The following is a 22591-nucleotide window of genomic DNA, read 5'->3' as shown; positions in this document are numbered from 1 at the left end:
GATGACCACCCCCATGGTCCGCCGGTCGAGCGGCCGACCGGCACGCGATTGGGGTCCACATGCCGGCCGTCCGCAAGGGCCTCCCGTGGACGCCCTCACCTGTGAGACGCAACCGCAACCGATTCATGACGCGGAAACCTGAGAAATCTGGTGGAATGGGATCCAGCCCGCCCCGAACCGCGTCATGATCCCGCCCAGGTCCCGTCTCTCGGTCGGAAGCACCCGAACCCGAACCCCCAGGAGACGCCATGCCTCGCGTCCGCGAAGCGCCCTCGGCCGACGCCGCGCTCATCGAGCGCGTGCGCGACGGCGACCGCGCCGCGTACGGCGAGCTCTGGCAGCGCCACGCCCCGGCCGCCCGCACCGTCGCCCGGTCGTACAGCTCCCTCGACCCCGACGACCTCGTCTCCGAGTCGTTCACGCGCATCTACGACGCCCTGCTCGCCGGCGGAGGGCCGACGGGCGCGTTCCGGCCGTACCTGTTCACGACCGTGCGCAACACCGCGTCGAGCTGGGGGCGGTCCCGGCGCGAGACCACGCTCGACACCCTCGAATCGTTCGAAGACCCCGACACCAACGAGGCCGCGACCCTCGACGCCCTCGACCGTTCGACGACCGCGCAGGCGTTCAGATCGCTGCCGACCCGCTGGCAGGAGGTGCTCTGGTACTCAGAGGTCGAGCGCATGACCCCCGCCCAGATCGCGCCCCTCGTCGGCATGAGCGCGAACAGCACCGCCGCCCTCGCCTATCGCGCTCGCGAGGGGCTGCGCCAGGCCTGGATCCGGGCGCACCTGCGCGACGCGAAGAACGAGCCCGAGTGCGACTGGAGCATCGAGCGTCTCGGCACCTACACGCGCGGCAAGCTCGGCAACCGCGAGACCGGCCGCCTCGAGAACCACCTCGACGACTGCGCGCGCTGCACGATCGTCGCGGCCGAGGCACGCGAGGTCGGCTCCCGGCTCGCCCTCGTGCTGCTGCCGCTCGTCGCCGGCGTCGGCGGCGCCACCGCCTACTCGGCCTGGCTCTCGCAGGGCGCACCCGTCACCAACGTCGCCCTCGGCGCGGCCGGCATCGGCACGAGCGGTTCGGCGGGCGGCGCGGCGGGCGGTACGTCCGCGGGCGGCGCTTCATCGGCAAGCGCATCCGCGGGCAGCGCATCCGCGGGCAGCGCCGGGGCCGGCGGTTCTGCCGGGGCGGGCGGCTCCGCGGCCGCCGCAGCGGCGGGCGGCGGCTCCGCAGCCGGACTCGGCAGCGTCGCGATCGGCACCGGCATCGGCGTGCTGACGCTCGCCGCCGCCGCGGTGGCGGTCGCCGTGGTGCTCCCGTCGCTCGCCGCGCCTGAGGCGGCGTCGGAGCCCATCACCGCAGCCTCGGGCACCTCAGCGGGCTCAGAAGGCTCCGACCCCGTTTCCGTCGAACCGCCGGTCGCCGTCGTGCCGGTGACTCCCGCGCCCCCGTCGCCGGTCCCGGCCGAGCCGATCGATCCGCCGATCGACGTGGCACCGCCGATCGCGCCGCTCGCCCGCCCGACCGATCCTCGTCCGGCGCCGAGCGAGCCCACCGCCCCGAGCGTCCCGGCACCGGCACCGAGCCCGGACCCGGCCCCAGAACCCGCGCCGACCACCACCCCCGAGGCGACCCCCGAACCCACCCCCACGCCGGAACCCACCCGCGAACCCGAACCCGAACCCACCCCCGAACCCACGCCGACGCCGACGCCCGAACCGACGCCCACCCCCGAACCGACCGACACCGTCGCCCTCGCGCCGACCGTGGCCGCGCCCGACACCGCGGGCGGACTCGTCGACCCGATCCTCTCGGGCACGGCCGAACCCCTGGCGAGCATCGTCGCGGCCTTCGAGGGCCGCACCGCGTCGACGACCGCCGACGACGCGGGTGCCTGGAGCCTCGCCGTGCAGGGCCTGCCGGCCGGAACCACCTCGATCGCCGTGACGCAGACCGACGCCGCGGGCAATCGCTCCGAGCCGACGGTCGTCGCGGTGCAGCTGTCGAGCCCGCAGCTCGTGCTCACTCCGAGCGGCGTCGGGTGGCGCGGCGAGCTCCGTGGCGTGCCGGGCGCGACGGTCGAGGTGCGCATCGCCCGCGTGCTGGGATTCGACGTGACCCTCGACGGCAACGGCCGCGCCGCGGCATCCGGAAGCCTGCTCGCGCTCATCTCGAACTTCACCGACGTCAGTGTGCGGTACGTCTCGGGCGATCGCACCGGTCCGTCGGCGGGCATCACCCGGGGCTGACGCGCTGGCCCGCGCCGGCGGCATCGGCGCGCCCGGTACGCTGGGCGAATGACCGCGGATGCCGCCCCCGAACGCCTGAACCACTGGGTCCTGACCCTCAGCTGCATCGATTCGCCCGGCATCGTGCACGCGATCAGCGGGGCGATCGTCGCGGCGCGCGGCAACATCTCCGAGAGCCAGCAGTTCGCGAGCACCGAGACCGGTCGGTTCTTCATGCGCGTGCAGATCGAGTCGCCCGCGCAGCGAGACGAGTTCGAGGCCGCGCTCGAGCCCGTCACCGCGCGGTGGGACATGAGCTGGGAGCTCGACGAGGTGGGCCGGCCGCTCCGCACGCTCGTGCTGACGTCGACCGCCGGGCACTGCGTGAACGACCTGCTGTTCCGCCAGCATGCCGGCCAGTTGCCGGTCGAGATCCCCCTGGTGCTGTCGAACCACGGCACGCTGCGCGATCTCGTGGACTTCTACGGGGTGCCGTTCGAGTCGGCGGCGGTCACCTCGCCCGAGGCGAAGGCCTCGTTCGAGGCCCGCGTGCTCGAGGCGGTCGACGCGCATTCCATCGAGCTCGTCGTCCTCGCGCGGTACATGCAGATCCTCTCGCCCGAGCTCTGCGAGGCGCTCGCCGGCCGCTGCATCAACATCCACCACTCCTTCCTGCCCGGTTTCAAGGGAGCGAACCCGTACCGTCAGGCGCACGCCCGCGGCGTGAAGCTCATCGGCGCGACGGCCCACTTCGTCACGAGCGATCTCGACGAGGGCCCGATCATCGAGCAGAACGTGGTGCGCGTCGATCACTCGCGCTCGGTGTCCGAGCTCGTCGCCATCGGCCAGGACGAAGAGAGCCGCACCCTCAGTCAGGCCGTCAAGTGGTTCGCCGAGCGTCGCGTGCTGCTCGACGGGGCGCGCACGATCATCTTCCGCTGAGCTCCGAGCATCGCTTCGAGGGCGGGGCATCCGTTGCGAGCGGATGCCGCGGGCGAGCGGGATCCTGAGGGCGAGCGGATGCCGCGGGCCGGCCGGAGCCGGCCGAAACCCTGCGAGGCGGTTGCCTGCCGCTCCGCGAAGTAGGCTGGATTCCCGTGAGCACCGCAGTCCCCCAGCCCCAGCCCAAGATCGGCCCGAACGACATCCTCCGCTTCCTGCTGGAGCTCTTCGCGTTCGTGAGCCTCGGCATCTGGGGCTTCCTGGCGTTCCCGTTGCCGTGGCCCGGCATCCTCATCGGCATCGGCGCCCCCGCACTGGCGATCCTCGTGTGGGCGCTGTTCCTCTCGCCGAAGGCGGTGTTCCACATCGACCTGTTCGCCCAGGCGCTCGTCGAGATCGTCGTCTTCACGAGTGCCGCCCTCGCGTGGTGGACCCTCGGTCAGCCGGTCGTCGCGATCGTGTTCGCCGTGGTCGCGGCCGTGAGCGGCCTCATCCACGGCCGCAGCCGTCTGGCAGGCTGACCGGCACGTCGGCCCGACGCCCCGATCGACCGCGTCGAACGACGCGGTTCGCTGCGGCGTCAGACGGCGGCCAGTGAGCCCGTGCGCACCGCGGCCTCGGCCTTGGCGTCGGCATCGGCCTCTGCGTCGGACTCGGCACCGCCCGCGGTGCGGAAGTGGCCGACCACCGAGAGGAGGAGCCCGCCGACCGCCCACGCGCCGAGCACGAGCCAGGGGAAGGACGCGTCGGCGTCGGGGAAGTACGAGAGGTCGCGGAGGAGGGTGGCGGCCGCTCCCGGCGGGAACCACTGGCCGACCTCGCCCCACGGGGCGAGCAGGAACTCCTTCGGGGCCGCAGCGCTCGAGAGCGGGTTCGAGAACAGCAGGAACACGACGGGCCCGAACGCGATGCCGGCGCGGCCGATGAGCGCGACCAACCCGGTGATGGGGGCGGCGATGGCCATGACCGCGAGCCCGAGCGCCGCGGCATCCGCCCAGTACCCGCCCTGGAGCGCTCCGAACCAGCCGCCGAGCACAGCGGAGAGCAGGAGCCCCGCACCCGCGCCGTAGACGATCACGGCAACGACCCGGCGCATCGCGCCGATGATCGTGAGCGAGATCATGATGCCGCCGATCATGCCGCCGAGCACGAGCGGGAACATCGCGGTGGCGATGCCCGTGCCGCGCGCATCGGTGTCGGCGAGCGGCACGATGTCGGTGACCTGCACGACGATGGTCGCGGGAGCCGGTGCGCCGGCCGCGGCCGCAGCGGCCTGGGCCTGCGCATTGCCGCCCTCCTGCAGCTTCGCGGCGATGCCCGTGAGCATCTGGCTGACGGCCGCACTGGCGCCCGATGCCGTGAGCACCTCGGGCTGCTCGCCGAGCAGGATGGCGCCGTACACCTCGCGCGTCTCGATGGCCTCGACGGCCTCGTCGCGGTCGTCGACGGTCTCGAGGGCGATGGCGCCGTCGGCGTTCTCCTCGACGACCTCGGACGTGGCGTCGACGGCCTGCTCGGGGCCCGCGATCGCGATCGGCAGGTCCTTCGCCTCGGAGGTGACCGAGGGCCACGAGAACGCGAGCACCAGCACCCCGACGAGGGCGATGAGCCCGACGGCGACGCCGACGACCCTTCGGAAGGGCGTGTGCGGTTTCACCTGCGCGGTGTTGGACATGACGGCTCCTAAAAACGAATGTTCGTTCTTTATTCTGCTCCGAGCGCCTATGCTTGTCAAGAACGCCCGTTCGGTTTGCGCCATCGAGAGGAGCACCGATGCCCAAGGTCACCGCCGAGCACCGCGCCGCCCGGCGCGACGAGATCATCGACGCGGCGCTCCGGTGCTTCCTCGAACGCGGCATGCAGAACACCTCGATGTCCGACATCATCGCCTCGTCTGGGCTGTCGGCGGGTGCGATCTACGGGCACTTCGCGGGCAAGAAGGAGATCTTCGTCGCCGTGGCCGAGCGCGTGCTCGCGAGCAGGTCTGCCGAGCTCGAGGAGCTCGGCCGGGGCGGGTTCGTCCCCTCGCCGGGCGAGATCATGGCGACCATCATCCGCGGTATGAGCCGCGAACCGTTCGCGCAGGTCATCGTGCAGCTCTGGGGCGAGGCCGCCGCCGACGGCGAGACGCTCGCGATGGTGCACAGCGTGTTCCTGCGGCTCAGGAGCGTGCTCGAGGGCGGGATCCTCGCGTGGGCCGAGGCCAACCCCGACCGCATCTCCGGGACGCCCGCCGAGTGGGCGCAGCGCGCCGCGCCCGTCGTGCTCGGCTTCGGTCCGGGCTTCCTGCTTCAGCGAGCGCTGTTCGAGGAGTTCGACGTCGAGAACTACATCGCGATGCTCCCGGAGCTGCTCCCCCGCTGACCGCTGCATCGCCCGGTGATCGCGGGCGACGCCGACCGATCGGCGCGCGCTGTCCGAACGCCCGGCACGCGCCCGCCGAGCTTCCGGCATGCGCCGTCCGAACCCCCGGCACCCGCCCTGAAACGACCGCGGCCGAGCACCCCGCGATGCGCGGGAGGCTCGGCCGACGAGTTCGGGCCGTGGGCCTCAGATGCCCTGCCAGGAGGGCTTGTTGAGCCACGCGTGGCGGTAGTACGAGAGGTTCTCGAGCTTCGACGCCGCCGCCTCGTCGACGATCACGGTCGTGTGCGGGTGCAGCTGCACCGCCGAGCCGGGCTGGCTCGCCGTCACGGGGCCCTCGACGGCCGCCGCGATCGCGTCGGCCTTGGCCTCGCCGAACGCGAGCAGCACGAGGTGCCTGGCCCGGAGGATCGTGCCGATGCCCTGCGTGATGCAGTGCATCGGAACGTCCTCGGGCGAGTCGAAGAACCGGGCGTTGTCGGCACGGGTGGGCTCGGTGAGCGTCTTCACGCGGGTCAGCGACGCGAGCGAGGAACCCGGCTCGTTGAAGCCGATGTGCCCGGTGCGGCCGATGCCGAGGATCTGCAGGTCGACGCCGCCCGCGGCGAGGATCGCCTGCTCGTAGTCGGCCCCGGCGTGCTCGACCGTGGCCGGATCGCCGTTCGGAACGCGCACGAGTTCGGGCGTCAGGCCGAGCGGCTCGACGACCTCGCGGGTGATGACCGCCCGGTAGCTCTCGGGATGCCCGGCCGGAAGCCCGACGTACTCGTCGAGCGCGAATCCGCGCACGCCCCGCACGTCGAGCGTGCCGCCGCCGATGCGGTCGGCGAGTGCACGATACGTCGCGAGCGGCGTCGATCCGGTGGCGAGGCCGAGGACGGCGTCGGGCTTGCGCCGGATGAGCGAGACGATCGCGTCGGCGACGAGCGCGCCGGCCGCCTGCTCGTCGGAGACGACTACGAGTTCTGCCATGAAGGTTCTCCTACCAGCGCAGCACCGACGGCCGCTGCCGGGAATCCGAGGGGAATGACCTGCACGCGTTCCGCGAGGCCGATGGAGGCGAGGAACGCGGAGTCCAGCGCCCACTCGTTCAGGATACGGCGCACGCCGAGCAGGAGCGGGTCGCCGAGCGCCGCGAGTCCGCCGCCGATGACGATGTCGTCGACGTCGGTCGTGAGGGCGAGCAGCCGAACGGCGGATGCCGCGCCGCGCAGGAACTGCTCGCGCACCTCGACCGCCCGACGATCGCCGGCGGCCGCGAGGTCGAAGAGCTCGCGCGCCGGGAGCGGGTTCGAGGTCGGCCACATCCGGCCGATCGCGGATCCGGATGCGAAGGTCTCGATGCAGCCGCGCTGCCCGCAGCCGCAGACCACGCCCGACGGGTCGATGGGGATGTGCCCGATCTCACCGGCGACGCCGTGCCCGCCGCGCAGCAGCTCGCCGTCGAGCACGATGCCCGCCGCGAGCCCCGTGCCGAGGTTCAGGTAGGCCATCGAGTGCGCGGTGACGCCGTCGGCAACGCCCAGGAGGTGGTGCGCGCCGAGCGCGGCCGCCTTGACGTCGTTCTCGACCCGCACGGCGACGCCGAGTTCGTCGGAGAGCCGCGGCCCGAGGTCGAGGCCCTCGAGGCCGAGGTTGACCGCGTGCTCGACGCGACCGGTCGTCGTGTCGACGGCCCCGGGGATGCCGATGCCGATGGAGTCGAAGGATCCGACCGCGACGCCGGCGAGCTCGCTCATGCGCTCGACGACCTGCCGGGCGGTCGACAGCACCGCGGGAGCGCCGAACCCGGTCGGGAGCCGGACGAGGTCGCTCAGTTCGCCGTCGGCGCCGATCGCCACCGCGGCGGTCTTCGTGCCGCCGATGTCGATGCCGAGTCTCATGCCGCGTCCACCGGCGCGGGGGCCGTCTCGAGCGCGGCGCCCACGAACGAGAGGAGCGTGCGACCGAGCAGGCGAGAGGCGCCGAACGTCGCGACGTCGGCGTAGGCGCGGTCGTTGGACGGCCAGCCCATGTCGACCGTCACCACGTCGTCGCGAGACGCGCGCAGCCGGTCGATCGCGTCGACCGCGAACGGATGACGGTGCAGGTCCTTGCCCACGACGAGCACGGGTCCGACGAGGTCGGCCGGGGCCTCGAGCCACTGTTCGTCGGAGACCGCGACAGTAGCTGCGGTCGCGAACCAGTCGGGAGCCCCGTCGACCTCGGAAGAGGCGAACGGCCCCCACGGCGCGACGCCGACGGCGATGTTCGCGACCGTGTCGATGCGCACCACGGTGCCGATGCGGTCGACGTCCGCGAGCCGTCGGCTCGCGGCATCCGTCACCTCGAAGGCGGACGCGAACCGGGCGATCTCCTCGTCGCGGTGCGGGGACTCGAGATCGGCGACCGTTGCGGGGATCGCCGGCGCCTCGGCGCCGAGCGCCCGCACCCTGGCGGCGGCGTCGCGGATGCGCTCGGCCGGGATGCGCCCGGCGGCGACCGCGGCCTCGACCGCGGCGACGATGTCGTCCATCTGCGCGTCGGTGTTCTCGGAGCCGATGCAGAGCAGGTCGCAACCGGCGGCGAGGGCGAGCACGGCAGCCCCAGGGATGCCGTGCACGCCGCTCGCCCCCTTCATGTCGAGGGCGTCGCTGACGATGACGCCCTCGAACCCCAGTTCCTCGCGGAGCAGGCCATGCAGAATGCGAGGAGACAGGGTGGCAGGGTTCTCCGCATCGAGCTGCGGAAGAAGGATGTGGCTGGTCATGATCGTGCGGGTGCCCGACGCGATCGCGGCCCGGAACGGCACGAGCTCCCGGTCGCGGAGCACGTCGAGGGACTCGTCGACGACCGGCAGCGCCAGGTGCGAATCGGTCGCGGTGTCGCCGTGGCCCGGGAAGTGCTTCGCGCTCGCGGCGACGCCCGTGGACTGCACGCCGCGGATCCACGCCGAGGTGTGCCGCGCGACGAGCTCGGGATCCGTGCCGAAGCTGCGGATGCCGATCACCGGGTTGTCGGGGTTGGAGTTCACGTCGACGTCGGGGGCGAAGGTCACCGTGCAGCCGGTCGCCGCGAGCGCGGTGCCGACCTCGCGGGCCACCTGCTCGGTCAGCTCGGTCTCGTCGAGCCGGCCGAGCACCGCGTTGCCCGGGTACGGGGCACCGCGATCGTAGTAGAGCCGCGTGACGTCGCCGCCCTCCTCGTCGATCGCGACGACCGCGAGCGGGTTCGCAGCGCGGAGGCTCGCGTTGAGCGCGCGCAACTGCTCGGCGTCGACGATGTTCGGACCGAACACGCACACGCCGCCCAGCCCGTCGCGAAGCCGCGCGAGCAGCCACTCGGGGGCCGTCGTGCCGACGAATCCCGGAAGCAGGGTCGTGTGGATGTCCCGGCGCAGGTCGGTGACCGCGTCGGGTTGGTGCTGCTCGTTCATCCCTTGACGGCTCCGCTCACCAGGCCGCCGGTCATGCGGCCCTGCACGAAGAGGAAGAAGATGACGACGGGCAGCGCGATGAGCGTCGATCCGGCCATGACGGCTCCCCAGTTGGTCGCCTCGGTCGCCGACTGGAACGAGTTGAGCCACGGCGGCAGCGTGAGGTTGTAGCCCTTCATGAGCAGCAGTGCCATCGTGAACTCGTTCCAGCTCTGGATGAAGGCGAAGATGCCGGTCGAGACGAGCCCGGGTGCCAGGAGCGGGAAGGTGACCTTCCAGAACGCCTGGGACTTCGTGCAGCCGTCGATCTGCGCCGCTTCCTCGAGGTCGGCGGGAACGCCGGCCACGAAGCCGCGGAGGGTCCAGATCGTGAAGGGGACGACGGAGGCGAGGTGCACGATGAACAGCCCGACGAGGGTGTTCATGAGGTGCCAGTCGTCGATCATGTTGTAGATCGTGAACATCATCGCCTCGCCGGGCACCATCTGCACGACGAGGACGCTGACGATGAACACGTACCGGCCGCGGAACGCGAACCGCGCGATGGCGATGGACGCCAGGAACGCGAAGAGCGCGCAGACCACGACGACCGCGATGGCGACGATGATGCTCGAGCCGAGCGCGTGCGGGAAGTCGGTCTGGCCGGGCGCCGCCTCACGGCTCCACGCCGTGATGTAGTTCTTGAACGTGAATTCGGTCGGGAAGAAGCTCGGGGTTCGGCTGATGATCTGGTTGGACGGGGTGAACGACATGTTCACCATCCAGTAGACCGGGAACACCGAGCAGAGGAAGACCAGGATCGCGACCGTGTTGATCACGATCTTGGGGGCGCCGAAGCGGTGCGTCCGCCGAGCCTTCTGGGTGCGGGGGGTCACCGACGACGGGGTCTCGGCGAGCTGGACGGCGGGAGAGATCTGCGTGGTCACGCTTCCTCCTCCTTCAGGCTGGAACGGACGTTGTAGTAGGAGATGCCCATGAGCAGGAGCACCATGAACACGCCGATGGCGGCGGTCACGCCGAACTCGCCGAGGCCCTGGCGGAACAGATAGGTGCCGAGCACGTTCGTCTCGGACACGAGGCCGCCCTGCTGCTGCAGCGCGTAGACCTGCGTGAAGATGCGGAGGTTCCAGATCGTCTCGAGCACGATCACCGCCGTGAGCACGTTGCGCATGTACGGCAGGACGATGAGACGGAATCGCTGGACGGCGTTGGCGCCGTCCAGCTGCGAGGCCTCGAGGACCTCGTCGGGAACCTGGCCGAGGCCGGCGTAGAACGTGAACACCGCGAACGGGATGCCCTGCCAGACGACGATGATGACGAGGACCATCATGAACGACCAGGGGTTCGCGAGCCATCCGTGGCCGCGGAAGTCCTGCGTTCCGGTGAGGGTGTTCAGCACCCAGTTGACGAGGCCGTAGTCGGTGTCGAAGATCCAGCCCCAGACGACGGTGGCCGACAGCGGCGGCATGGCCCAGGCGAGCAGGAGTCCGATCGAGACGAGGAGTCGCCACCCCTTCGAGAGCCGCAGCATCAGCAGGGCGATCAGCATGCCGCCGACGACGATGAGGACGGTCAGCACGACCATGAGCCCGAGGCTGCGTGCGAGCACGGCCGGGAAGTCGGACATCGTGAAGACTTCGACGTAGTTGTCGAACCCGACGAAGTTCGCCGGGGTGTCGAGCATCTTGTTCTTGATCTCGAGATCGGTGAACGAGGTGATGAACATGACGATCGTCGGGTAGACGACCATGACGAAGAGCAGGATGATGCTCGGCGCGAGCAGCATCCACGGCGCGAACGGGAACTTCTTCTTCTTGGGGGCACGACCCGAGCGGGTATCGGGTCCAGGCGGGCGGGTACCGGGCGTGCGCGGCGCTGCGTCGTGTTCCGTGAGGGTTGCGCTCATCGGCTGCTCCTCGGGTGGGTCGCGGCGGGACCGCGGTGGGACTGATGGTACGCCGGTCGTGGGGCGGAAACCGGCAGGGGAACGGGGGGCGGAGCTGTGTGGGACTCCGCCCCCCGCGATGGTTCAACAGGTATCAGCTGTTGAGGATGTCCTCGATCTGCTTGTCGAGGTCGGTGGCGATCGCCTTCACGTCGCCGCCCTGGGCGATCTTGACGAGCGCCTCCTGGATGATCTGCGCAGCCTCGACCTCAGCCCACTTCGGCGTCGTCGGGGTGACCTGCGAGTTCTCGAGCGCCACGGCCTGGGCCTTGGCGATCTCGGTGTCGGGCAGGTTCGCCGCGGAAGCGGTGAGGCCCGGGGTCAGGCCACCGGCGGCCAGGAGGTCCTGGTAACCGGCGCTGGCCATGATGTCGAGCGCGGCGCGAGCCTGCTCGGGGTTGGCGCTCTTCGTCGCGACGGCGATGTTCGAGCCACCGGCGAAGATCGGGGCGGTCTCGCCGGCCTCGAGGCCCGGGAGGGCGAAGGCGTGGAGGTCCGAACCGAAGGTGTCGGGGCAACCGGGCGCCTCGGCGTCGGCCGGAGCGGTGATCGACCACTGGACCCACGCGGGAGCCGAGAGGAAGAGGTCTTCACCGGCGCAGAACGGAACCTGCGGGTCGGTCTCGTCGCCGTCCTTGGCCGCGTTCGAGGCGTTGACGTAGACGTCCTGCAGCTGCGTCAGGCCCTCGACGCCGCCGTCGCTGGAGAAGCCGGCCTTCCAGGTGTCGCCATCCTGCTCGGCGATGAATCCGCCGTGCGACCAGACGTAGGGAAGGGCGTTGTACCAGTCACGGCCCGGAGCCCAGATGCCCGACAGGGTGTCGGTCTTGCGCGCCTTGCCCGTCGCGACGTACTCGTCGAGCGTCGTCGGGACAGCCGTGTCGCCGAGGATCTGCTGGCTGTAGAAGACGATGCGTCCACCGGCGTAGTACGGGGCGGCGTAGAGGTCGCCGTCGTACGTCGCCGACTGCACGAGACCCGGGAGGTAGTCGTCGGTGCTGAAGTCCTCGAGCGGCAGGAACAGGCCCTGGTCCGCGAAGCTCGCGGTCTGGGTGTTGCCGACCTCGACCACGTCGGGCGAGTCGTTCGACTGGAGCGCAGCTGCGTAGGTGTCGCTCACGTCGGCCCAGGTCTTCTCCTCGACCGTGAGCTTCCAGCCCTCGTTCTCGGACTCGAAGGTGTCCTTGAGGTAGGCGCGCGCGTCCTCAGGGGTGTCGGAGCCGACGACCCACACGGTGATGTCGCCGCCGTCGGACGACGCCGACTCGGTGCCACCGGTGCTGCAGCCGGCGAGGGTCAGGGCAGCAGCGGCGCCGAGGGCCACAATGCCGAGTTTCCTCATTTGCGTTTCCTTTCATGGGGTGTGGGCGACAGCGGGGGTTCGCTGCACCCTTGGTGCGTGGGGTCTCGGTCAGGAGACCCCGAGTTGTCCGGAGAGGACCATGACGGCCGCGCCGCGAAGGACGATGTCCTGCGCCTGCTCGGTCATCCGGAGCCTCAGATCACGGTTGTGTTCCGCCATCGTCCGCGTCCGGAGTGTGTCGACGGCCGCGCGGGCGAGCGGGCCGTCAAGCAGTTCGGCGGGGCCGCTGAGCGCGACCTCCGACAGATTGAGGGCACCGACGACCGGTGCCAGCACGATGCCGAGCCTGCGCCCGGCCTCGGTGAGGATCGCCTCTCGGGCGGATGCCGCGTGCTCGCCGTCGTCGACGGCGTCGAGCTCGGCGGTGAGGCGGGGCACGGCGAGCCAGGTCTCGAGGCAGCCGCTCTTGCCGCATGCGCAGCGGGGGCCGCCGTCGGTGCCGACGATGACGTGCCCGATCTCGCCCGCGGCGAAGCCGCCGCCGATGACGGGGCGGCCGGCGATGATGAGGCCGGCGCCGACACCGTGGCCGACCTTGACGAGGAGCAGGTCGTCGTTCGTCGAGGCGCCGTGCTCGGCGAGCACGGCGACGTTCGCGTCGTTGCCGATGTGCACGGGAAGGCCGAAGGCGTCGTGGAGCCGGCTCTGGAGGTCGAGGCCCTGCCAGCCGAGGTTCGGTGCGGAGCGGATGACCCCGTTGGGGTCGACGATGCCGGGCGACCCGACGCCGATGCCGAGCACCGGCGCCGTCGCCGAGGCGACGAGGCCGGCGACGAGCGCGTCGACGAGCGCGGCCGCAGCTTCGCCGGTCGCGCCGTCGAGCGCGACCTCCGCGCGGCTCACGATGCCGCCGTCGAGGTCGACGATCGCGCCGAGGAACCGCTCGTGCTCCGAGAGGTCGATGCCGATGATCTGGAACGCCGCGCGATCGACGTCGATCAACATGGCGGGCTTGCCCGGACGGGCGATCTCGCGCTGGCCGAGTTCGACGATGAGGCCCTCGCCGATGAGGTCGGCGACCAGGTCGGAGACGGTGACGCGGGTCAGCCCGGTCTCGCGGGCGACATCCGCTCGGCTCTGCGGGCCTGCGCTGTAGAGCGTCTGCAGCACGAGCGACCGGTTGTGGCTGCGGGCGTGCTCGGGAAGGACCTTGCCGGTCGGGCGCAGGGCCCGCGACCTGGTGAAGATCGGCGCGTCGACGAAGGGCGTGGTCAGCACATCGACTCCGACCCCGCTGGGGGTCGGGCTCTCGAGGACCGGGCCTCGCTGCGCCTCCGTTGACATGTTTGTTAGTAAAGCTTACGAACAAACGAAATGCAAGGCTTCATCGCAGCTTTTCCAGCTCGTTACCGATTCGTGATTCTGCGTCGGACGATGCGCTTTTCAGGAGGGGGTATGGGCACGGCCGGGGAGAAACGGGGGCCCACGGCGCGACACGCCGCGGCGATCGCACACCCCCTCCTGAGAAGCGCAGGAGACGACGAAGGGCGGATGCCGCAGCATCCGCCCCTCGCCCTGCGACCTGGATCAGGCGGCGATGCGCGCCTTCAGGTTGTCGCTGAGGGTCTGCAGGAACTCCTCGGTCGTCTGGTAGGCCTGCTCGGGGCCGACGAGGAGCGCGAGGTCCTTCGTCATGGCGCCGGACTCGACCGTCTTGATGACGACGTCTTCGAGGGTCAGCGAGAAGTCGATGAGCTCCTGGTTGCCGTCGAGCTTGCCGCGGTGCGCGAGGCCGCGCGTCCAGGCGTAGATCGAGGCGATCGGGTTCGTCGACGTGGGCTTGCCCTGCTGGTGCTGGCGGTAGTGGCGCGTGACGGTGCCGTGCGCCGCCTCGGCCTCGACGACCTTGCCGTCGGGCGTGGCCAGGACCGAGGTCATGAGGCCGAGCGAGCCGAAGCCCTGCGCGACGGTGTCGGACTGCACGTCGCCGTCGTAGTTCTTGCACGCCCAGACGTAGCCGCCCTCCCACTTGAGGGAGGCCGCGACCATGTCGTCGATGAGGCGGTGCTCGTAGGTGAGGCCGGCGGCGTCGAACGCCTCCTTGAACTCGGCCTCGAAGACCTCCTGGAAGAGGTCCTTGAAGCGGCCGTCGTAGGCCTTGAGGATCGTGTTCTTCGTCGAGAGGTACACGGGGTAGTTGCGCGAGAGGCCGTAGTTGAGCGAGGCGCGCGCGAAGTCGCGGATCGACTCGTCGAGGTTGTACATGCCCATGGCGACGCCCGAGCCCGGGGCCTGGAAGACCTCGAACTGCTGCGGCTCGGAGCCGTCTTGCGGGGTGAAGGTCATGGTGAGCGTGCCGGGGCCGTCGAACTTGAAGTCGGTGGCGCGGTACTGGTCGCCGAACGCGTGGCGGCCGACGATGATCGGCTTGTTCCAGCCGGGCACCAGGCGCGGGATGTTCGAGATGATGATCGGCTCGCGGAAGATCACGCCGCCGAGGATGTTGCGGATGGTGCCGTTGGGCGAACGCCACATCTTCTTGAGGCCGAACTCCTCGACGCGCGCCTCGTCGGGCGTGATGGTCGCGCACTTGACGCCGACGCCGTGCTTCTGGATCGCGTGGGCCGCGTCGACCGTGATCTGGTCGTCGGTCTCGTCGCGCTTCTGGATCGAGAGGTCGTAGTACTCGAGGTTCACGTCGAGGTACGGGTGGATGAGCTGGTCCTTGATGGCCTGCCAGATGATGCGGGTCATCTCGTCGCCGTCGAGTTCGACGACGGTGCCTTCAACCTTGATCTTGGACACGGTTCGTGGTCTCCTTGCGGTCGTTCGGGAAGAATCGAGGAAGTCTCGAGAGGGCGCGCGAACGCCAACCGAGAGTTTACCGCGTCCGCCCGAGTATCTTGACATCGAGACATTCAGGCCCCGTCCACTCCCTGTTCTCCACAGAATGGCGACACGGCTACCGGCTCCGGCATCGCACAGGTTAGCCTTGGCTGCATGGCTGAGCTGCGACTGGAAGAACTGAACGCGTCGAACATCGTGGCGGCGAACACGCTCTCGCTCAAGCCCGGCCAGGAGCAGTTCATCGCTCCCGTCACCTACTCCGCCGAGGCGACCGTGGTCAACCCGGCCACCTCGTGGCAGCGCATCGTGACGCTCGACGAGCGCGTCGTCGGTTTCATCCACGGCAACTTCGACCCCGAGAACGCGCACGAGGAGTTCCGCGCGTGCATCTGGCGCATCAACGTCGACGCCGACGTGCAGGGCAAGGGCGTCGGCCGCTTCCTCACCAAGTCCCTCGCCGAAGAGGCCAAGAACCGCGGCTTCGACCGCATCACCGTGCTGTGGGAGCCGGGCGAAGAGGGCCCCGAGGCGTTCTTCCACCGCATCGGCTTCGTCGACATCGGCGAGACCGCCTACGGCGACGTGATCGGCGCGCTCGAGCTCTGACCGGGCGAGCGCCCGAAGTCCTGCCCCGGCAGCCGCGAACGGAACAGACGAAGGCAGAGCGGATGCCGCAGCAGCAGCCCCTGGGCTTCGTCGAAGCCGTGCTCGCGGTGGTCTCCGACATCCCCTCCGGCATGGTCGCGACCTACGGCGACGTCGCCGCGCTGCTCGGATCCCGCGGCGCCAGGGCCGTCGGCGGCGTCATGGCCAGGTACGGGTCCGACGCCCCGTGGTGGCGCGTCGTCCGCGCCGGCGGCCGCCCGCCGTCCGGCCACGCGGCGTCCGCGCTCGCGCACTACGAGCGCGAGGGCACCCCGCTCGTGGCGACCGCCGACGACGACGGCTACCGCATCGACCTCTCCGTCGCGCGCTGGCGCCCATAGCCGTCGTCGGTCGAGGAGCGACGAAGCAGCGTCTCGAGACCGAGCGCCAGACCCGCTCGAGACGACGGCGACCCGCCTACTCCCCCGCCTCCGCGACCGGGATCCTGATGACGATCGTCGTGCCGGCTCCGGGCGCGCTCGTCACGTGCACGTCGCCGTCGACCGCATCCACCCGGTCGACGATGCCGAGCATGCCCGAGCCGGCGTCGACCGATGCGCCGCCGACCCCGTTGTCACGGACCTCGAGCACGAGCTCTCCGTCGACGACATGGGCGCGGACCCAGGCGCGGGTGGCCGCGGAATGCTTCGCCACGTTCGCGAGCGACTCGGCGAGCACGAAGTACGCGGTGGACTCGATGATCTCGGGCAGACGGCCCTCGGCCTGCACCTCCACGTCGACGGGCACCGGGCAGCGTCCGGCGAGCTCGGGCACCGCGAGCGCGAGCCCTCCGGAGGAGAGCAGGCTCGGGTGGATCCCGTGCGCGAGCTCGCGCAGTTCGCGCAGCGCCTGGTTCAGCATCGCGATGGTCTGCTCGAGTTCCTCGGCGAGGTCCGCCTCGCCGGCGTCGCGCGCGGCGTTCGCGGCGAGCCGCAGCCGCATGCCGAGTGAGACGAGGTGCTGCTGCGCGCCGTCGTGCAGGTCGCGTTCGATGCGCCTGCGCGCCTCGACGCCCGCCTCGACGATGCGCTGACGCGACTGCCGCACCTGCTCGAGGGTGCGCTCGATCTCGGAGCGCAGGCGGCCGTTGTCGACCGAGAGCCGCAGCGCGCTGGACACCCCGTCGAGCAGGCGCATGTTGTCGGTCAGCACTCGGTCGTGCCGGATGAGCGCGATGGGCGTGCCGAGCGGCGAGGACACGGGCAGGAGCCCCGGCCCGTTGCGCCCGTCGGCGGCGACGTCGGTCATCGGCGCGCCCGAGGCATCCGCGTACCGGCCCTTCGCCTCGTCCCACCAGTACACGCGCACCGAGTCGTCGCGGAGGGTTCGTGCAAGCGACTCGGCCCAGAGCCCCCGGTCGGCGCCCTCGCGCGTGATGCGCATGAGGTCGGCGACTCGGGCGCGCATGTTGCGGGCGTGCGCGATGCCCGCGTCGAAGCTCACCGGGATCGACGCGATCGCCACGAGCGAGACGGTCGCGAGCACGCCGTCGTCGGCGGCGGTCGCGTAGTTCACGGCCTGGGCGGCGAGCGTCGTCGCCCAGGCGAGCAGCGCGACCGGCATGAGGAACGCGACGGTGCGCGCGGGCACGCTCGCGCGCATCCAGCGCACGAGCAGGCGGCCGGCGATGACGAGTGCGAGCGCCCCGCCGATGACCCGGTAGCCCGTGTCGACCGCGGCGAAGAGCACCGGCGCCTCGCCGATTCGGTACGCGTTCGGCGCGCAGTCGCAGGGGTTCGCCTCGGGCCCCGCGAAGAGCACGACGACGACGAGGTTGACGAGGAAGGACACCACCGCGATCGCGGCGATCGTGCGGTCGAACCGGTCGCTGAGCCGGCCCTTGGGATAGACGAGCACGAGGATGCCGGCGATGACGGCCCACGCGAGGTCGACGCCGCGCACGATCGGCCACACCCACTCCCACTCGCCGATGATGAGGTACACCGACTGCGGGATCCACAGCACGACGAACGCGATCATGAGCCGGGCCGGCGTGCGGGCCGGGCCGATGTGCCAGGCGACGCCGGCGCACGCGGCGAACACGAGCGGCACGAGCGCATGCAGCGTCGAGTACGACAGCTCGGGCCGATCGGGCTCGGGCGTGGCGAGGTATCCGCCGATCTCCATCGCGAGGCTCAGCGCGACGGCCAGCGTGATCGTGATCGTGCGCCTGATGATCCGGCCCTTGCGGCCGGGCGCCATCACCGCTCGCCGAGGAGGGTGAGCACGGCCAGGACGCGGCGGTGGTGCTCGGGCGACTCCTCGAGGTCGAGCTTCTGCAGGATGCTGCGCACATGCGTCTCGACGGTCTTCAGCCCGAGGAAGAGCGTCTGCGCGATGCCGCCGTTCGAGTAGCCCTGGGCCATGAGCTCGAGGACCGACCGTTCGCGGCCGGTGAGCCGTGAGATCGGATCGTCGGCACGCGAGCGGCGCACCAGCTGCTCGACGACCTCGGGGTCGACGACGGAGCCGCCGCCCGCCACGGTCTCGACGGCGCGCACGAGCGTCTCGGGCTCGGAGACACGCTCCTTGAGGAGGTAGCCCGTGCCGCTGCCGGCCTGCATCACCCGCAATGCGTATTCGGGGGTCGCGTACATCGAGAGCAGGAGCACGCCGATCTCGGAGCCGCTCGCCCGGATCTGCTCGAGCGCGACGATGCCCTCGTCGCGATGGGTGGGCGGCATGCGGATGTCGAGCACGGCCGCGTCGATGCCGCCGGCCCGCACGATCTCGACGAGCTCGTCGCCCGTGCCGACGGACGCTACCACGTCGACGCCGCCGCCCTCGAGCACCTTCGCGATGCCCTCGCGCAGCAGGAGGGCATCGTCGGCGATCGCCACGCGCAGTGGGGAGGCGTCGTCCATGGCACCCTCCGGTCGTCAGGCACGTGAACGCGGCGGGGCAGCCGCTTCGGAAAACCTATCGCGCGCCGCGTGAGGCCTGTACCCCCAAACTGGGGGCAGCGTCGCCGGGCGCGACGACCGGGCGACGGAGCACGCCGGGTCGCGGCATCCGCTCGAATGGACGGATGCCGCGACCCGGCCGCAGCTCAGACCAGCGAGTCGCGCCAGGCCGCGTGCATCGCCGCGAACCGGCCGGATCCGCCGATGAGGTCGGCCGGCGAGCCGTCCTCGATGATGCGGCCCTGTTCCATGACGAGCACCCGGTCGGCGATCGCGACCGTCGACAGGCGATGCGCGATGATCACCGCCGTGCGGTCGGCGAGCAGGGTCTGCAGGCCCTCCTGCACGAGCCGCTCGCTCGGGATGTCGAGCGAGCTCGTCGCCTCGTCGAGGATGAGCACCGCCGGATCGGCGAGGAACGCGCGCGCGAACGAGATGAGCTGGCGCTGCCCCGCGCTCACGCGCCCGCCGCGCTTGTTCACGTCGGTGTCGTAGCCGTTCGGCAGCCCCTCGATGAACTCGTGGGCGCCGACCGCCTTGGCCGCCGCGACGATCTCGTCGAACGTCGCGGCGGGTTTTCCGAGCGCGATGTTGTCGGCGACGGAGCCCGAGAAGAGGTACGCCTCCTGCGTGACCATGACGATCGCCCGCCGCAGGTCCTTCGGGTGCAGTTCGCGCAGGTCGACGCCGTCGAGCGTCACGACCCCGTCGCTCGGATCGTAGAACCGGGCGAGCAGCTTCGCGAGCGTCGTCTTGCCGGCGCCCGTCGCCCCCACGAGGGCGACGGTCTGCCCCGCGGGCAGGTCGAGGTCGAAGCGCGGCAGGATGACGCGGTCGCGCGTGTACTCGAACTGCACGCCCTCGAAGCCGACGTGCCCCTCGGCCCTGCGCAGGTCGACGGGGTGCGCCGGATCGGGCACGCTCGGCTCCTCCTCGAGCACGCCCGAGATCTTCTCGAGCGCGCTCGACGCGGACTGGTACCCGTTGTAGAACATCGCCATGTCCTCCATCGGGTCGAAGAACCGCTTCGTGTAGAGCACCGCGGCGAGGAGCACGCCGATCTCCAGCGCCCCGTCGACGACGCGGAAGCCGCCGAGCACGAGCGTGGCCGCGACGGCGGTGTTGCCGATGAAGGCGAGCCCGGGGTTGTAGACGGCGAACAGCCCGAGCACCCGGGCGTTGACGTCGCGGTAGTCCTCGACGAGCCCGCCGAACTCCGCCTCGTTCCGCTTCTCGGAGCGGAACGCCTGCACGGCGCGCATGCCCGTCATCGTCTCGACGAACTTCACGATGAGCTGAGCGGATGCCACGCGCGAGCGCCGGAACAGGGCCTGCGAGCGCACCTGGAACCACCGGGTCAGGATGCCGAGCGGCACGAGCGCCACGAGCAGCACGAGCCCCGACGTCGGATCGATGATCACGAGCGCACCGGCCGTGAAGACCATGTACATGAGCCCGCGAACGAGGAGCGTCAGCCCCTCGTCGAGGAGTTCGCGGATCGCGTCGAGGTCGCTCGTCTGCCGCGAGATGATGCGCCCCGAGGTGTAGGACTCGTGGAACTCGAGGCTCAGCCGCTGCGTGTGCAGGAACACGCGCGTGCGCAGGTCGATCAGGATCGCCTGCCCGATGCGTGCCGAGAGCCGGATGTACATCGCGATGAGGAACGCGCCGACGACCCCGGTGAGCAGGTAGGCGAGCCCGGCGAACGCCGCCGGATACCAGTTCTGCTCGACGAGCGCGGGGATGCCCTGGTCGATGCCGAACGCGATGATGGCCGGGCCGGCGGCCTGCGCGGCCGACGACACGACGATGGCCGCAGCCGTGAGCCAGAGCTTCGCCCGCTGGGGGCGCAGGAGCGAGCCGAGCAGGCGCACCGATCTGCGCCTGATCTCGCGGGACTCCGCCTTGGTGTAGTCGAGGCGTTCTTCGCCCTGGACGCCGGTGACGCTCATGATGCCGCTCCTCTCGTGGTCTGGGGTGCTCTGAGCTCGTGGTGGTCGGGGCCGGGCCCGTCCGTGTCGGCCGGCGCGGGCCGTGCCGCGGCCCCGGCCTGGACGGGCCGGGCCTCCGCCTCGTCCTCGAGGCTCGAGATGACGAAGCGGTAGTGCTCGCTCTCGCGGAGCAGTTCGGAGTGCGTGCCCACGGCGGTGATGCGTCCCGCCTCGAGCAGCGCGACGCGATCGGCGAGCATGACCGTCGACGGACGGTGCGCCACGATGAGCGCGGTGGTCGAGGCGAGCACGTTGCGCAGTTCGGCCTCGACCCGGGCCTCGGTCGCGACGTCGAGCGCCGAGAGCGGGTCGTCGAGCACGAGCACGGCCGGCTTGGCCGCGACCGCGCGTGCGAGCGCGAGGCGCTGACGCTGGCCGCCCGACAGGCTCATGCCCTCTTCTCCGACCTTCGTGTCGATGCCGTCGGGCAGGTCGTGAACGAAGCCCGCCTGCGCGATGCGCAACGCCTCGTGCAGCACCTCCTCGGCGGCATCGCCGTCGAGCTCGGGCCGGCCGAGCAGCACGTTCTCGCGGACGGACGCGCTGAACAGCGTGGCATCCTCGAACGCCATCGCGATGTGCCGCCGCAGTTCCTCGCGGCTGAAGGCGCGCACGTCGACGCCGTCGAGGGTCACCGACCCCGCGGTCACGTCGTAGAGCCTGGTGGTGAGCGCGGTGAGGGTGGTCTTGCCGCACCCCGTGAGCCCGACGAGCGCCATGGTCTCGCCCGGGGCGATGTCGAGGTCGACGCCGTCGAGCAGGTCGTCGAACCGGTCGGGCGAGTCCTGGTAGCGGAAGTGCACGCCCGTGAAGCTCAGCGCCCCGTGGGGTTCGCCGAGCACGCGGGGCGCCTCGGGGTCGACGATCTCGTTCTCGCTGTCGAGCACCTCGAAGAAGCGGTCGGTCGCGGTGCGGGCGTCGAGCGAGAAGGCGAGCAGGAACCCGATCGACTCGATCGGCCACGCCAGCACGGTCGCCGTCGCGAAGAACGCGACGAGCGTGCCCACGGTGATCACGCCGTTCGCCGCGAGCCAGATGCCGAGGCCGAGGCAGATCGAGAGCGCGACCGCGGGCACCAGGATCAGCCAGACCCAGATGTTCGCGTCGAGCTTCGCCTTCGCGATCTCGGTGGAGCGCAGCGACTCGGCCTGCGCACGGAACGTCGAGAGCGCGTGCTTGCCGCGCCCGAACGCCTTCAGCACCCGGATGCCGTGCACCGACTCCTCGACGGCGGTCGCGAGGTCGCCCGCCTGGTCCTGGCTGCGACGCGACATCTCGGAGTAGCGGCCCTCGAAGAGGTACCCCACGACCCACAGCGGCAGCGAGCACACGAGGAACACGAGGCCGAGCATCCAGTTCATCGAGATGAGGATGCCGACGCCCACGATGATCGTGATGAGGTTCACGACCGTCAGCACGAGGCCGAACGAGAGCCAGCGCCGGATCAGGCCGAGGTCGCTGACGGCACGCGAGAGCAGCTGTCCGCTGGGCCAGCGGTCGTGGAAGCTGACGGGCAGGTCCTGCAGCTTCGCGTAGAGCGCGTTGCGCATGCGCGCCTCGACGCGCGTGCCCGGGCCGACGACGAGCCACCGCCGCAGCCCGTACATGAGCGCCTCGACCGTGCCGAGGCCGAACACGAGCAGCGCGAACGGCACGACGGCCGAGGGGTCGCCGCCCGCGAGCGGTCCGTCGACCATCGATTCGAGGACCTGCGGGATGGTGAGCGCGACGAGCTGGCCGATGAGCGCGGCGAGCGCGCTGAAGGCGAACGCGGGCGTGGACCGGCCGACGTAGAGACGCAGGCGCCACAGCGAGCGGACCGTGCCGAGGCGCGGCTGATCGGAAGCGGGGTGGTGCGAGATGGCGGACAAGCCGGATCCCTTTCGAGAGTGGTGCGGTCGACCGCGGGCATATGCGGTCGGGCAGCGCGACAGGCGCTGAAAGACGTCGCTGAGGACGTGGGATGCGGGGCTACCGCCGAACGTGCAGGCGCGGAGCCTGC

General features: G+C 70.8%; 19 protein-coding genes. 6 read left to right on the top strand and 13 right to left on the bottom strand.

The window, feature by feature from the left end:
- Nucleotides 1-248: 248 nt before the first annotated feature.
- The 3 genes from GQQ92_RS00425 to GQQ92_RS00415 all read left to right on the top strand — a co-directional run bounded on the left by GQQ92_RS00425 (nucleotide 249) and on the right by GQQ92_RS00415 (nucleotide 3697).
- Nucleotides 249-2255, top strand: coding sequence for a sigma-70 family RNA polymerase sigma factor (locus tag GQQ92_RS00425; protein ID WP_156997278.1), 2007 nt, complete (start codon nucleotides 249-251; stop codon nucleotides 2253-2255).
- A 48-nt stretch (nucleotides 2256-2303) separates the two neighbouring features.
- Nucleotides 2304-3176 carry a formyltetrahydrofolate deformylase gene (gene purU, locus GQQ92_RS00420; protein WP_156997277.1) on the top strand — a complete coding sequence of 291 codons (873 nt, stop codon included), beginning with the start codon at nucleotides 2304-2306 and terminating at the stop codon, nucleotides 3174-3176.
- Nucleotides 3177-3331: 155 nt separating this feature from the next.
- The gene (locus GQQ92_RS00415) at nucleotides 3332-3697 is read left to right on the top strand and encodes a YrdB family protein (protein WP_232057416.1); all 366 of its coding nucleotides are present in this window, start codon (nucleotides 3332-3334) and stop codon (nucleotides 3695-3697) included.
- Between the two features lie 59 nt (nucleotides 3698-3756).
- Here the strand turns inward: GQQ92_RS00415 and GQQ92_RS00410 are convergent, their stop codons facing one another.
- Complete coding sequence (locus GQQ92_RS00410) at nucleotides 3757-4851, bottom strand: ABC transporter permease (RefSeq protein ID WP_156997275.1); 1095 nt, start codon at nucleotides 4849-4851, stop codon at nucleotides 3757-3759.
- Nucleotides 4852-4949: 98 nt separating this feature from the next.
- On the opposite strand from GQQ92_RS00410, the gene GQQ92_RS00405 reads away from it, so the two are divergent.
- Nucleotides 4950-5540: a TetR/AcrR family transcriptional regulator gene (locus tag GQQ92_RS00405; protein WP_156997274.1), complete on the top strand. Its 591-nt coding sequence runs from the start codon at nucleotides 4950-4952 to the stop codon at nucleotides 5538-5540.
- 186 nt (nucleotides 5541-5726) lie between these two features.
- Here the strand turns inward: GQQ92_RS00405 and GQQ92_RS00400 are convergent, their stop codons facing one another.
- From GQQ92_RS00400 to GQQ92_RS00365, 8 genes are all read right to left on the bottom strand, one after another.
- Nucleotides 5727-6512 (bottom strand): glucosamine-6-phosphate deaminase, encoded by a 786-nt coding sequence (locus GQQ92_RS00400; protein WP_156997273.1) that lies wholly within the window; start codon nucleotides 6510-6512, stop codon nucleotides 5727-5729.
- Nucleotides 6497-7423 carry an ROK family protein gene (locus tag GQQ92_RS00395; protein ID WP_156997272.1) on the bottom strand — a complete coding sequence of 309 codons (927 nt, stop codon included), beginning with the start codon at nucleotides 7421-7423 and terminating at the stop codon, nucleotides 6497-6499. Before GQQ92_RS00395 ends, GQQ92_RS00400 begins: the two co-directional genes overlap by 16 nt.
- Nucleotides 7420-8955: a glycoside hydrolase family 3 protein gene (locus tag GQQ92_RS00390; protein WP_156997271.1), complete on the bottom strand. Its 1536-nt coding sequence runs from the start codon at nucleotides 8953-8955 to the stop codon at nucleotides 7420-7422. The genes GQQ92_RS00395 and GQQ92_RS00390 overlap by 4 nt, the downstream gene beginning before the upstream one ends.
- Entirely contained in the window at nucleotides 8952-9776 is an 825-nt protein-coding gene (locus GQQ92_RS00385; RefSeq protein ID WP_372493418.1) for a carbohydrate ABC transporter permease, read from the bottom strand. The genes GQQ92_RS00390 and GQQ92_RS00385 overlap by 4 nt, the downstream gene beginning before the upstream one ends.
- Nucleotides 9777-9877: 101 nt before the next feature.
- Entirely contained in the window at nucleotides 9878-10861 is a 984-nt protein-coding gene (locus GQQ92_RS00380) for a carbohydrate ABC transporter permease (RefSeq protein ID WP_232057415.1), read from the bottom strand.
- A 133-nt stretch (nucleotides 10862-10994) separates the two neighbouring features.
- The gene (locus tag GQQ92_RS00375; RefSeq protein ID WP_156997270.1) at nucleotides 10995-12242 is read right to left on the bottom strand and encodes a sugar ABC transporter substrate-binding protein; all 1248 of its coding nucleotides are present in this window, start codon (nucleotides 12240-12242) and stop codon (nucleotides 10995-10997) included.
- Nucleotides 12243-12311: 69 nt separating this feature from the next.
- Nucleotides 12312-13478: an ROK family transcriptional regulator gene (locus tag GQQ92_RS00370; protein ID WP_301293864.1), complete on the bottom strand. Its 1167-nt coding sequence runs from the start codon at nucleotides 13476-13478 to the stop codon at nucleotides 12312-12314.
- A gap of 312 nt (nucleotides 13479-13790) precedes the next feature.
- Complete coding sequence (locus GQQ92_RS00365) at nucleotides 13791-15008, bottom strand: NADP-dependent isocitrate dehydrogenase (RefSeq protein WP_156997268.1); 1218 nt, start codon at nucleotides 15006-15008, stop codon at nucleotides 13791-13793.
- Between the two features lie 195 nt (nucleotides 15009-15203).
- Here GQQ92_RS00365 and GQQ92_RS00360 point away from each other — a divergent pair, with 195 nt between their 5' ends.
- Entirely contained in the window at nucleotides 15204-15656 is a 453-nt protein-coding gene (locus GQQ92_RS00360) for a GNAT family N-acetyltransferase (RefSeq protein ID WP_156997267.1), read from the top strand.
- A 62-nt stretch (nucleotides 15657-15718) separates the two neighbouring features.
- A complete protein-coding gene (locus GQQ92_RS00355; protein ID WP_156997266.1) occupies nucleotides 15719-16036 on the top strand; it encodes an MGMT family protein in 318 nt (105 codons plus the stop codon).
- Nucleotides 16037-16112: 76 nt separating this feature from the next.
- On the opposite strand, the gene GQQ92_RS00350 is transcribed toward GQQ92_RS00355, so the two are convergent.
- The 4 genes from GQQ92_RS00350 to GQQ92_RS00335 form a co-directional block, all read right to left on the bottom strand.
- The gene (locus GQQ92_RS00350) at nucleotides 16113-17897 is read right to left on the bottom strand and encodes a sensor histidine kinase (RefSeq protein WP_156997265.1); all 1785 of its coding nucleotides are present in this window, start codon (nucleotides 17895-17897) and stop codon (nucleotides 16113-16115) included.
- Complete coding sequence (locus tag GQQ92_RS00345) at nucleotides 17897-18559, bottom strand: response regulator transcription factor (protein WP_156997264.1); 663 nt, start codon at nucleotides 18557-18559, stop codon at nucleotides 17897-17899. The genes GQQ92_RS00350 and GQQ92_RS00345 overlap by 1 nt, the downstream gene beginning before the upstream one ends.
- A gap of 185 nt (nucleotides 18560-18744) precedes the next feature.
- Nucleotides 18745-20550, bottom strand: coding sequence for an ABC transporter ATP-binding protein (locus GQQ92_RS00340; RefSeq protein WP_156997263.1), 1806 nt, complete (start codon nucleotides 20548-20550; stop codon nucleotides 18745-18747).
- Nucleotides 20547-22451, bottom strand: coding sequence for an ABC transporter ATP-binding protein (locus GQQ92_RS00335; RefSeq protein ID WP_156998093.1), 1905 nt, complete (start codon nucleotides 22449-22451; stop codon nucleotides 20547-20549). Before GQQ92_RS00335 ends, GQQ92_RS00340 begins: the two co-directional genes overlap by 4 nt.
- Nucleotides 22452-22591: the final 140 nt, after the last annotated feature.

The organism is Agromyces terreus, from assembly GCF_009749465.1.
Lineage (GTDB): Bacteria > Actinomycetota > Actinomycetes > Actinomycetales > Microbacteriaceae > Agromyces > Agromyces terreus.
The sequence above is the reverse complement of the archived record's forward strand: the minus strand, read 5'-3'. Positions and strand labels throughout refer to the sequence as shown.

Excerpts from the sequence above, each read along its gene's own strand:
- GQQ92_RS00390 (WP_156997271.1), bottom strand. The coding sequence starts at position 8,955 with ATGAACGAGCAGCACCAACCCGACGCGGTCACCGACCTGCGCCGGGAC.
- GQQ92_RS00400 (WP_156997273.1), bottom strand. The coding sequence starts at position 6,512 with ATGGCAGAACTCGTAGTCGTCTCCGACGAGCAGGCGGCCGGCGCGCTC.
- GQQ92_RS00360 (WP_156997267.1), top strand. The coding sequence starts at position 15,204 with ATGGCTGAGCTGCGACTGGAAGAACTGAACGCGTCGAACATCGTGGCG.
- GQQ92_RS00355 (WP_156997266.1), top strand. The coding sequence starts at position 15,719 with ATGCCGCAGCAGCAGCCCCTGGGCTTCGTCGAAGCCGTGCTCGCGGTG.
- GQQ92_RS00405 (WP_156997274.1), top strand. The coding sequence starts at position 4,950 with ATGCCCAAGGTCACCGCCGAGCACCGCGCCGCCCGGCGCGACGAGATC.
- GQQ92_RS00340 (WP_156997263.1), bottom strand. The coding sequence starts at position 20,550 with ATGAGCGTCACCGGCGTCCAGGGCGAAGAACGCCTCGACTACACCAAG.
- GQQ92_RS00395 (WP_156997272.1), bottom strand. The coding sequence starts at position 7,423 with ATGAGACTCGGCATCGACATCGGCGGCACGAAGACCGCCGCGGTGGCG.
- GQQ92_RS00425 (WP_156997278.1), top strand. The coding sequence starts at position 249 with ATGCCTCGCGTCCGCGAAGCGCCCTCGGCCGACGCCGCGCTCATCGAG.
- GQQ92_RS00410 (WP_156997275.1), bottom strand. The coding sequence starts at position 4,851 with ATGTCCAACACCGCGCAGGTGAAACCGCACACGCCCTTCCGAAGGGTC.
- GQQ92_RS00350 (WP_156997265.1), bottom strand. The coding sequence starts at position 17,897 with ATGGCGCCCGGCCGCAAGGGCCGGATCATCAGGCGCACGATCACGATC.
- purU (WP_156997277.1), top strand. The coding sequence starts at position 2,304 with ATGACCGCGGATGCCGCCCCCGAACGCCTGAACCACTGGGTCCTGACC.
- GQQ92_RS00380 (WP_232057415.1), bottom strand. The coding sequence starts at position 10,861 with ATGAGCGCAACCCTCACGGAACACGACGCAGCGCCGCGCACGCCCGGT.
- GQQ92_RS00375 (WP_156997270.1), bottom strand. The coding sequence starts at position 12,242 with ATGAGGAAACTCGGCATTGTGGCCCTCGGCGCCGCTGCTGCCCTGACC.
- GQQ92_RS00345 (WP_156997264.1), bottom strand. The coding sequence starts at position 18,559 with ATGGACGACGCCTCCCCACTGCGCGTGGCGATCGCCGACGATGCCCTC.